Origin of the sequence: Campylobacter coli LMG 9860, from assembly GCF_000254135.1 — a bacterium.
Lineage (GTDB): Bacteria > Campylobacterota > Campylobacteria > Campylobacterales > Campylobacteraceae > Campylobacter_D > Campylobacter_D coli.
On record NZ_AINS01000168.1, the window covers coordinates 1 to 1690 of the forward strand.

Genomic DNA, 1690 nt, shown 5'->3' on the forward strand with positions numbered 1-1690 from the left:
TTATGAAGAATACGAAGAAAAATGGAAAAAAATATTAAGGAGATGAAAAATGAGTAATGAAGTTGTATTAAAAGAAGAAAATAAATTAGAAATAAATTTTAATCCTTATGAGTTGGCTTTGGTAAAAGGTGATTTATCAAAACTTAGTGATGTAGAACGAGCAAGCTATGTTAAAAATCTTTGTGAAAGTTTAGGCTTAAACATGCTTACAAAGCCTTTTGAATACATAGTATTAAATGGCAAACTTACTTTATATGCAAATAAATCAGCAACAGATCAGCTAAGACAAATAAGAAAAGTAAGTATTACAAAAACAGAAGTGGCACAAGTTGGCGATATCTATATGGTTACTGCTTATGCAGCAACACCAGATGGAAGAACGGATTGCGATACAGGTGCTTTAAATATTAAAAATTTAGGTGGCGATAATTTAGCAAATGCAATAATGAAAGCTATCACAAAAGCAAAAAGGCGTGTAACCTTAAGTATTTGCGGACTTGGAATGCTTGATGAGAGTGAATTAGAAACAATAAAGGAAAAACGCTTTTTAAATCCAAATGAAGATTTAAAAGTTTGGGGTAGTGATGAAAAAGCTATAGAAAATAAAGCAAAAGAGATAAAAGCTTTAGGTGCTGAACTTAGAAAATTTATGAGTGATAATGGTTTAAACACTGGGGAGCAAAACAATTTTATAAAAAAACATTCTTTATTTACAAGTGAAAAAATACGAGAAGTTCTAAGTAATAAAGATGAATTTTTAACACAATTAAAAGGAGAATTATAATGTTACCAGCATTTAAGGCAAGTTTTGAAGTGGCAAATTATTCGCCAAGCGTAGAGTATTTAAGTGAAGGTGGGCTTTATAGCGGAGTTTTCCGCAAAGCCTTTTTATATGATAAATTGGCAAGCGATGGAAGCAATAATACTTTTATTTGTTTTGAATTTTTAACCAGAAAAGAGCAAAAACTAGCTATTTTTAATCTTTTTGTAGCTAAAAATAACGATTTTAGCTATATGGGTAAAAATGGAGAAAAAGAAAATTATTTAGGATTTAGACAATTAAACGCTATTATGAAATTCTTTGGAATTGATGAACTTGATTTTAGCGAAAAGGGAAATGAGAATGTTTTTGGGGTGCAGACTGAAGTTATTTATCTCAATTCTTTAGTTAATAAACTTTTAGTTTTAGGTTTTGGAACAGAAGAATATTTAAGTAAAAATGGAGAACTTGCTAACAAAATCTTTCTTGATAGAATTTTTAATGAAAAAATGCAAAACATGGATGAGTTTCAAAATAATAAAGAGCCTTTATCTATAAAATCTTTTAAAGCAAGGCATAAATCTTTAAATAACGACAATAATAAATCATTTATTCCAAAAGAAAATCAAAGCTATAATCCTTATGGAAATGAAGTCAAAAATTCAAGCAATGATAAATATATAGAAATAGGAGAGGATGATGAAAGTTTGCCGTTCTAATTATCTTGAAATTGTAAAAATCGTTCCATTTAGCGAGAGGAGAAGTTGCTTTTGTCATTTTTTAAGAAGTAATGGGATTGCAATTGAAAAAATAAATTATAAAAATCACATAAGTAAAAAAGAACTCAGAAAGGCTTACAAAATTTACAAAAGTAAGCCAAGCGGAAGAAATTACTTTCATGAAAAAAAGCTTATTGTTAAAGCTTTTGAA

The 1690-nt window shown here is 28.5% G+C and carries 3 protein-coding genes; all 3 read left to right on the forward strand.

Going from position 1 to position 1690, the window contains the following annotated elements:
* Nucleotides 1-49: 49 nt before the first annotated feature.
* Nucleotides 50-784: a hypothetical protein gene (locus tag CCO88_RS09965; protein ID WP_002782529.1), complete on the forward strand. Its 735-nt coding sequence runs from the start codon at nt 50-52 to the stop codon at nt 782-784.
* Entirely contained in the window at nt 784-1479 is a 696-nt protein-coding gene (locus tag CCO88_RS09970) for a hypothetical protein (RefSeq protein ID WP_002841069.1), read from the forward strand. Before CCO88_RS09965 ends, CCO88_RS09970 begins: the two co-directional genes overlap by 1 nt.
* Nucleotides 1460-1690 (forward strand): hypothetical protein (locus CCO88_RS09975; protein ID WP_002841071.1); only part of this gene is annotated, 231 nt, incomplete at its 3' end. The genes CCO88_RS09970 and CCO88_RS09975, both read left to right, overlap by 20 nt.